This is a genomic window from Desulfitibacter sp. BRH_c19, assembly GCA_001515945.1.
GTDB lineage: Bacteria > Bacillota > DSM-16504 > Desulfitibacterales > Desulfitibacteraceae > Desulfitibacter.
The window spans coordinates 1-9,539 of the sequence record LOER01000048.1; the positions used below are offsets into that span (position 1 = coordinate 1).

Here is a 9,539-nt window from a genome sequence, read left to right on the forward strand (position 1 = left end):
GTATCAGGAAATGGTCCAACTGATTCGAATACAGCCCATGTTGAGGCAGGAACTTTAAGTTGTGTCAGGTTATCTGGACATTCATTAGTTGTAGCAACGCCGATGTAATGATCAAGTTCCCCTTTTTCCTCCATTCGGCCTTCAGAAAAGTTCGTGGATGCTTGAAGTAGCCCTAAAGGCTCGACATTAGAAAGCTCCTTAAGTTTATTTATCGTTTGATCATTTAAAGTTTTCCACATAGAGGCAATCTCTGGATTAACCCCGTGGAAAATTATAGGAACCCTTCTCTTGATACCAACTATACAAAATCCCTCTTTTTCTTCAATTCGATAGTTCATTTCACTTCCTCCTTTAATTGATAACTGAAAGGCCATTCGTGGATAGGCTTTTAGTGATTGACCACTATTTCTCGCTTCTGACGGTGTTATCCCGTGTAGACTTTGAAAAGCTCTTGTAAAAGAATCTGGTGAATTGTATCCATATTTAATTGCAACATCAATTATCCTAATGCTATTATTATTAAATTCAAATGCTGCAAGAGTGAGGCGTCGGCGGCGAATGTATTCCGATAGTGTAACACCTGCAAGGAACGAAAACATTCTTTGAAAATGATATTCCGAGCAAAAAGCCAGCCTCGCTACTTTTCTAAAATCAATATCATTAGCAAGATTTTCTTCAATGTAGTTTAATGCCTCATTCATTTTTTCAAGCGAATCCATTTATAATAACCTCCTCTTTCACCAATAGAATATCAGAAGTTATATATGTCTATCCGACTTTTCGTGCACAATTATGTAGGGTTAATTCATTTTTTGGCAATATAAAAACCTTGCTATAGTATTGCTTGTACTTTTCATATATAGCAGCTTCATCTAATCCTGCTTTTATAAAATTCTTTACACCTTCTTGATATTTATATTTTTCAAGAAAAAGCTAGTTTTGCATCAGTGGTGGACTCAAGTTTTTTGTATAAAGGGGGATATATCTTAACTCGCCCTTTACTCTGGTACTTTCCATTAATGATAGCTTACTTACAGGTATTATGATATTATCCATCTTAATTTGCTGCTGCATTTTTTTTAAATCTTCCATAAGTACTACTTGTCTAGCTATGGTAACATGGGGAACAAAGTTTCTTTCTTCCTTTGTATAACCCTTACGTTCTAGTGACTGCTCTAACTGTGAGTATAATCTACCTAGTGTTTCATTTTGATTGATTCCAACCCAGATTATCATTTTACTTCCTCTAGCAAAACATCCTACTTTGTTCATGGTTAATTGAAAGCAGTTATGTTTTAAAGCTATTTCATCAATGACTTCTTTCAGTTTATCCAACTCATGGTCTTTAATCTCTCCAATAAATCGAAGGGTCAAATGGTAATTATCTTTTTTAGTAAAATTTCCTGTTTTGCTTTGTTCTCTTAGTACCAGGTGAATTTGATCCAGATATTCTTTTATATCTTCCGGAAATTCTATTGCCAGAAAAACACGCATGAAAAATCCTCCTAAAGAAATTAGTAACGTCTGTATCAGCTATTATTCTATTATATTATTGTTGAATTATCTCCTGCTCCATATTCTAATTCTGGATAAAATACTCTTACTAAGAAAAAAGCTAAAAGTTAAAAAAATAACCCACGAGCTGTTTAAAAACAGCCATGGATCATTTATCTATCTTACTTATCATCTATCTGAATACTATATATTTCATCTCCCCAAATCTCCTTAAATGTGAAATCCCACGTATCCGTTTCATTGTCATACTCTATATTTTTAACAACAATTAAACCATCGTTATGACTTAGTTCAGATGTCAAAGCCTCATATAAAGCGTCTGCTTCAGTTAAATCCGCTTCAGCCGGTCTCTGGCTTGGAATTACTTCAATTTGGATTGCATCCGATTGAGCAGGATAAGAGTCTTCAACAATATCGAACCATACCTTCACCTTTTCACCCAATTCAATATCTTGAGGAACATTTGAAAACCATATAGCATCATAGTATTCAGAAACCCCACCAGTTGGACTAAAATCTTGTGCTTCCGGGTCAATTACAAGGATCCTCTCATTTTCTCTATTCATAACATATCCAATAATCCCCGGCTCATCATCCTTGGACGGGTCTTCGTCAACAGTTTGATTACATCCCATTACTGAGACAGCAAATAGCATAATTAAGATTGCAATAATAGATTTTTTCATAACAACAACCACCTCTTTTTTGTCTATAGATTATATAGACGTAAAAAGCCTTGATAAGGTTGCCTGTTTTTATTTGTTCATTCCTGTATAAATGAAAATAGCATCTCTTAAAAATACTGCGGTTCCAGGCTGTTTCTCGTCATAGTATGCCATGAATCTCGGATCATCAACATACATCTGAGCAACCCCTGCATGCGCCTCTTTTGTGTAACTACCCCAAAAAAAGCATAACCATTGACGATGTAGATCTGCCGCTTTTTGAGCTAATTCACCAGCAGGATCTCCAGTTTTAAAGGCTGCATGAAGGGTTTCAATTACCTCATTTTCAAGTTTTGTAACTTCCTCATATTGTTCTTGGGACATGTTCTTTACTTTTTGATTTGATTTGTCCACATTTTCGTTGCCATACTTTTCACGAATTTCTTTACCGTACATTTTTTCATTGTCATCAACTAGCTTTTTCTTAAAACCCTCAAATTTTTCTTTGTCAGTCATTGTAATTCTCCCTTCTTTAAACGCAATTGATTTATCAACATTTGAAATCAAAACATCCAATTGCTTTCTTTTCTCAAGAAGCTTTTCTCGATGTTGTCTTAGTGCCTTTGCTGCATCAAAGGCAGGTGAGGATAATATACCTTTAATCCCTTCGAGGCTCACCTCCATCTCTCTATAAAAGAGAATTTGCTGCAGCATAAGAACCTCGGCTTGACCATATATGCGATATCCAGATGAGTTTATTCTTGCCGGCTTAAGAATACCAATCTCATCATAATATCTTAATGTCCTAGCACTGATACCTGCAAGTTGAGCAAGTTTTTGTACTGTATATTCCATGCCTTCGCCTCCTGACAAGATTACTATACACCTTTACGCAACGTCAATGTCAATAGTATTTTGCCTATAATCTTTATATATTATGTCAAAGCAATTCCTAAGTAAAAGCCACTTTCAAAAAAATTTATACTTGAAAGTGGCTTTTACACCTAGAGCATTATTTTAGAAATATTGTTTGTAAATTCTACTGGATCTTCTATCGGTAGACCTTCAATAAGTAGTGCTTGATTATATAATAAATCTGTATATAATTTAAACTTATCTTTATTATTTTCATATGCTTCTTGCAATGATTTAAATACCTGATGGTTTATGTTAATTTCTAAAACTTTATCTGCTTTTATATTTGGGTTATCAGGCATAGAATTCAATATTTTTTCCATCTCTATTGTAACTTCACCATCATTTGACAAACATACAGGATGATTCTTTAATCTTGTTGATGCTCTAACAGTTTTAATTCTGTCTGCTAAAATATTTTTCATTTGATCAAACAGTTCTTTATTATCTTTATCATCCGTATCAGTAGTTTTGTTTTCTTCCTTTTCTATACCAAGATCACCGCTGGATACGGATTTAAATTCCTTATCTTTATATGTTCCCACCATTTTTATAGCAAATTCATCAACATCATCAGTAAAATAGAAAATTTCGTAACCTTTGTCCAATACTAATTCTGTTTGTGGTAGTTTCTCAATTCTCTCAATGGATTCTCCTGAAGCATAGTAAATATATTTCTGTTCTTCTGGCATTCTGGAAACATATTCATCTAAAGTTACCATATTTTTATCTTTTGATGAATAGAACATTAACAGATCTTGCAATAACTCTTTATTAGTACCAAAATCGCTGTATATTCCATACTTTAATTGTTTTCCAAAGGTTTTATAAAATTCTTCGTACTTTTCTCTTTCATTTTTTAATAAATTCTCTAGTTCATTTTTAACCTTAGATTTTATGTTTTTAGCAATAAGCTTCAACTGTCTATCATGCTGGAGCATTTCTCTAGAAATGTTAAGAGACAAGTCTTCTGAATCCACCATTCCTTTTATAAAGCTAAAATAATCAGGCAGCAGATCAGCACACTTATTCATGATCAAAACACCGTTTGAATACAACTCTAAACCTTTCTCGTATTCTTTTGTATAGAAATCAAATGGTATTTTTTCTGGTATAAATAAAATCGCTTTATAACTCACAGTACCTTCGGCACTAATGTGAATATGTTTTATTGGCTTGTCAAAACCATAATGCTTATCAGAATAAAAGCTATCATAATCTTCCTGGCTAAGCTCGTTCTTATTTTTCTTCCAGATAGGAACCATACTATTAATAACTTGTTCCTCAGTATAGTCCTCGTATTCCTCTTCACTACCTTCTTTAAGCTTGCTCTGAGTAATATCCATTTTTATAGGGTATCTAATAAAATCGGAATATTTTTTAATAATAGACTTTAATCTATACTCCTCTAAGAACTCATCAAAATTTTCATCTCCTGAATTCTCTTTGATTTTAAGAATGACATCTGTTCCAACCAAATCTTTTTCACATGGCTCAATAGTATAACCATCTGCCCCTTTCGATTCCCATTTATAAGCATCATTGCTACCAAATGCTTTACTTATAACAGTAACGACTTCAGATACCATAAATGCCGAATAAAATCCAATTCCAAATTGTCCAATAATATCATAACCGTCTTTTATTTCGTTTTCTTTTTTAAATGCTAATGATCCACTTTTTGCAATAACACCTAGATTATCTTCAAGTTCTTGTTTTGTCATCCCAGCACCAGTATCGGAAATCTTTAATACTCTATTCTTCTTATCATGTTCTAGTTTAATATAGTAGTTTTCTTTGTTGAATGTCAAAGAATCATCTGTCAATACCTTATAGTAAACCTTATCAATTGCATCACTCGAATTAGAAAGGAGTTCCCTTAAAAAAATCTCCTTATGCGTGTAAATTGAATTAATCATCAAATCTAACAATCGTTTGGATTCTGCTTGAAACTGTCTTATTGTCAAATCAAATCTCCTCCTTCTACAGTACTATGATTTTACTTTGATTTTTTTGGTACAATCCAGTAGGTTTAAAAATTTCTTTTGCCCAAATATATATTTTTTATATCAGAATGCAAGTTTTATGTCAATATTATTACTGTGTATTTTTTTCTTGACCCTTTTACGCTGGCCGGACATCAACCTTCACATCATAGAGTGTACTTGCCTCAGCCTGATCAGTTAAGCGTTGCGATGTCAAGACATTTACTAGATTTTCTTTACCAACATCCTTGCCCCATGACAACCCTTCTATAACTACTGCACCTCTGGGAATCTTTGGGGTGACTTTCAACCTAAAACTTACTTGCCCTCTTTCATTGGAAGCAATAACCTCTTGTTCATCAATAAAACCCTTATCCACAGCATCATCAGGATTCATTAATAAATAGGAACCTTTTTTCTTTTTAACCAAGGCTTCCAATTCGTTAAATGAAGAATTTAGTGAATATATACTGGGGCTGCTAATCAACCAATATGCTTCCTCACCACCATATGGTTCTAAATACCTAGGTAATTTTTCCACTTCCTTGGGGTTATAAAGCTCAATCTTTCCTGATGTAGTTTTAAAATTCATTTTGTAGTCTGCTTGTAAAGGCAATTCTATTGGCTTCCCTTCGTGTAAATCAGATAAATCCACATCTGTCAGCCAAGAACTTGGAGGATCCAACAATTGATCAATAAGTTCATCAGCGGAAAGGCTAAAATATGTCTCAGTAAGACCTAATCCCTTCGCCAATAGCTGAAATACCTCCCAGTTGGATTTGGCCTGACCTACTGGTGGAATTAGAGCCTGCGTGCGTTGAATACAGTAATGACCATAAGAACGATAAATGTCCGGATGTTCCAAAGAAGTAGTAGCCGGCAAAACTAGATCGGCATATAGTGCCGTATCTGTCATAAATCTCTCATGGACTATGGTAAATAAATCCTCCCTCTGCAAACCCTTGACAACCTTGCTTTGGTCAGGGGCAATTACTACAGGATTGGAATGATAAACATATAAGCTCATAACAGGAGGGTGATTAACCTCATTTAACACACTACCCAGCTTATTCATATTAATTATCCGTGTAGGTTTGCTTAAAAAATCCTCTCTAGTTATTCTATTGACTGGCAAAGCACTTCCAGTTGCTATCGAAGTTAATAGCCCTCCGCCAGGCTTAGCCCAGGCTCCTACCAATGCAGGTAGACAAGTTATGGTACGCACAGTCATGGCACCATTACCATAGCGTGAAAGTCCAGAGCCTACTACTATAAAAGGAGCCCTCGCTTCTCCATATTGTCTTGCCAATGACTCGAGCTCATTTACAGCAATCCCTGTGATAAGACTAACCCTTTCTAATGAATAATCAGAAAGCACCTGGTCCTTGAACTGATCAAAGCCTGAGACATATTGTTCAATAAAGTTCTTATCGATTAATCCTGCTTCAACCATGTATTGCATCATTCCTAGTGCCAGGGCACCATCACTACCAGACCTGGTTAATATAACCCTATCGGCAATCTTGGCTGTTGGAGTTTCATAAGTTTCTATCAAAAAAATCCTTGCCCCTCTTCGTTTTGCCTCTTTAAGCTCATGGGTTAAGTGAACATTGGTAGCCAAGGTATTAGTTCCCCAGAGTATAATACAATCACTTTTTTTAATTTCATCAGGCTTCGGAGCAAGTGTTTCGCCCATAACAGCTTTCCATCCATAGCCTTTGGCAGAAGAGCAAATTGTCCGTAAAAGTCTAGTAGCCCCCATCTTATGAAAGAAAGCATCTCCACAATTACGCTGAACCAAGCCCATGGTTCCTGCAAAGGAATAGGGTAGAATAGCCTCTGCACCATGCTTTTTAATAATTTCCAGCCAACGTTGGATAATATATTCTATAGCTTCATCCCAAGAAATTGATACAAACTGACCAGAACCCTTTTGACCTGTTCGCATCAAAGGTCTTGTTAAACGACCAGGTGCCTGGACTATCTGTTCATAATGGGCCATTTTAGCACATAAGGTACCTCTAGTAAAAGGATGGGCAGGGTCACCCTGAATTTTTACAGCTCGCCCATTCTCAATTTCAACTAGAAGCCCACACGTATCTGGGCAATCATATGGACATACTGAATGCCTAACAGTAGACATTAATTACCCCTCCAATTTTTTCTTTATTTAGTTTAGAATTCTATTTTCCGTCTGATGACTCCTGCAAATAATTCATTTTTCCATTGGCCTACAATTCAGGTTTTGAAACTGGCTTTCCAGCCTCAATTAGTACTTTGCTGCCTAGTAGGAAAAATCCCTGAATAAACAGCAGCAAGCCGGTAACTATAAGCAACCATTCTATTTTAATGATGTCAGATAGTGGTCCAAACAAAAGCATACCCATAGGCATCATAGAGCTTCCTATCATTCCTAAAACACCAAATACCCTACCCAGAAAATCTGCATCTACCTTTTCCTGTAATAAAACCGTAGAAGGTGTATTAAAGATTGGCATAGCAATTCCTACAAGCCCCATGAAAGTCAGATAAACCCAAAAAACAGGAATAACGCCAAGGGCAAAGGTACAGGCTCCAGTAACAAGAATGGATAGTGTCATCGAGTGAATCTTATTTTTGAAACCACCCCAGGAAGCCATGATGGTGCCGCCCATGATCATACCGATAGAAAAGGTCATTTCAATTGCCGTTAACCGCCAAACATCGTCACCAAAACTACGTACAACCTGTAGCGGCGTTAAAAAGGCAACAGGTGCTGCTAAGAAAAAAAAGAAGGCACAAAACAGAAAAAACCTCTTGATATACTCATGATTTCTGATGTAAGTAAAACCTTCACGCATATCGGTGAAATAGCTCATTGCTTGCTTTTTTTGAGCTTTCGCATGAACAGGTACATGCAAAAACAAAAATAATACTGAAACCGCTACGGCTGCTGTAATAACATCTATAAAGAATATTATCTCGATGCTAGCCACGGTTAGCAATGCACCGCTAAGCATGGGGGATGCCAGCATGACCGTTGCTTGGATAGTTCCGTTTGTCGCATTAACCTTAGTAAGTTTATCCTCCGGAACAATTTGCGGAAGGAAGGCTCCTATCGTAGGTATTTGAATTGCGGCCCCAAGCGCACGTATGGCTGACATTACAAAGAGTAACAACAGAGAATCGTATCCTAAAAGAAACAATATAGCTAAAACAAGTGTTGATAATGCAATAATAGAATCGGATATAATGATGAGTGTTTTTCGGTTATAGCGGTCAGCCCATACCCCCGCAAACGGGGAAAGAAATAAGGTAGGTAGAAAACCGCAAATAATGGCTATCGTCATCATCACACCCGACTGGGTTGTTAATGTGATATACCACATAATTGCATACTGAACTAGGGATGAGCCAAAGAGCGATATAGTTTGACTAGCCAAAAAAAGTATAATGTTCTTTTTCCATGTTTTCATATCTTAAGCATTTTCTCCAATCACTTTTTGAGTTCAATATGTCTATGAAGCAATCACCAAAACTGACCATTCTCTATTATAGAATACAGGAAACCATTTGTCTCTATTTATATAAGTACCATTTCCATTTATCCGATGGCTAACTACCACTAAGCCCGAAATTATGCGCCCATCCAGCTTTCTGACGATGTCTACGGTGTCTCCCTTCTTTAACTTTAATAGATCAGCAACAGGCTTCGTTACAATCACCTGATTCACACTCATCCTTACACCGGATTCATCTACAAGGGTAACCAGATCAGAGTCAGGCATGACGCCAGTAACATAAAAATCTTTTTTATCTTCATCCTCCGGCAGAAATAACAATGCTTGAAAGGGTTCGGAACCAGCTGAAAGTGGCTCATAGCGTGGCTCATAGCGTAGCTCGTCGAACTTATACTCGTACTCGAAATTATACACGCTGCCTCCTGTAAGCATATTATCAAAACCACTTTTGAGGGTAAATACATTTGCCAACCGCTCAAGTTTAAAATATCAATAAACATATCATTTTTCCTCCTTATAAAAACAACGTTTCATTATGTCAAAATAATCATCCCATTCTCTAAGCAAATCCATATTGATCTCTTCAAAGGAATTTACTTTATCCCTCTGCTGCTCTGCAAAACTTAGTATGGTCCAACTAATAATATTCATTGTTTTTTCAATATCAATATCATCACGAAATTTTGTCAGATCTATATTTTTATAACCCATTTCAGAACCGCTTTTAATGAGATGCTTACCCATTTTATCGATTTCAGATTTAACCTCTACAGCATCCTCATGGGAAGTAGTTTTAAGAAAATCAAATGCTTGTGGAAACTTTTTCATGATTTTAAACTTAACTAATCCTATTTTTTCCATTCTTTTAAAAATATCTGTTTCATTCCAATCCACCTCATCGTAGATTTTATCAATAACCTCAACCACATAATCAAGCAAGAATAAATACAATTGCTTTT

Annotated in this window: 9 protein-coding genes; all 9 read right to left on the bottom strand. The window is 35.9% G+C overall.

The window, feature by feature from the left end; translation table 11 throughout:
• Window positions 1-719, bottom strand: a 719-nt coding sequence (locus tag APF76_01965; GenBank protein ID KUO48731.1) for an AraC family transcriptional regulator, incomplete at its 3' end; no start/stop codon positions are given.
• A gap of 214 nt (window positions 720-933) precedes the next feature.
• Window positions 934-1,494 (bottom strand): hypothetical protein, encoded by a 561-nt coding sequence (locus APF76_01970; protein KUO48732.1) that lies wholly within the window; start codon window positions 1,492-1,494, stop codon window positions 934-936.
• A gap of 182 nt (window positions 1,495-1,676) precedes the next feature.
• Window positions 1,677-2,201 carry a hypothetical protein gene (locus APF76_01975; GenBank protein KUO48733.1) on the bottom strand — a complete coding sequence of 175 codons (525 nt, stop codon included), beginning with the start codon at window positions 2,199-2,201 and terminating at the stop codon, window positions 1,677-1,679.
• Between the two features lie 69 nt (window positions 2,202-2,270).
• Complete coding sequence (locus tag APF76_01980; protein ID KUO48734.1) at window positions 2,271-3,035, bottom strand: MerR family transcriptional regulator; 765 nt, start codon at window positions 3,033-3,035, stop codon at window positions 2,271-2,273.
• A 149-nt stretch (window positions 3,036-3,184) separates the two neighbouring features.
• The gene (locus APF76_01985) at window positions 3,185-5,014 is read right to left on the bottom strand and encodes a molecular chaperone HtpG (protein ID KUO48738.1); all 1,830 of its coding nucleotides are present in this window, start codon (window positions 5,012-5,014) and stop codon (window positions 3,185-3,187) included.
• 205 nt (window positions 5,015-5,219) lie between these two features.
• Window positions 5,220-7,223, bottom strand: a complete 2,004-nt coding sequence (locus APF76_01990) for a formate dehydrogenase (protein ID KUO48735.1) — start codon at window positions 7,221-7,223, stop codon at window positions 5,220-5,222.
• A gap of 88 nt (window positions 7,224-7,311) precedes the next feature.
• A complete protein-coding gene (locus APF76_01995) occupies window positions 7,312-8,535 on the bottom strand; it encodes an MFS transporter (protein KUO48736.1) in 1,224 nt (407 codons plus the stop codon).
• A gap of 42 nt (window positions 8,536-8,577) precedes the next feature.
• Window positions 8,578-8,994 (bottom strand): hypothetical protein, encoded by a 417-nt coding sequence (locus APF76_02000; protein KUO48737.1) that lies wholly within the window; start codon window positions 8,992-8,994, stop codon window positions 8,578-8,580.
• Between the two features lie 87 nt (window positions 8,995-9,081).
• Window positions 9,082-9,539, bottom strand: a 458-nt coding sequence (locus APF76_02005) for a TetR family transcriptional regulator (GenBank protein KUO48739.1), incomplete at its 5' end; no start/stop codon positions are given.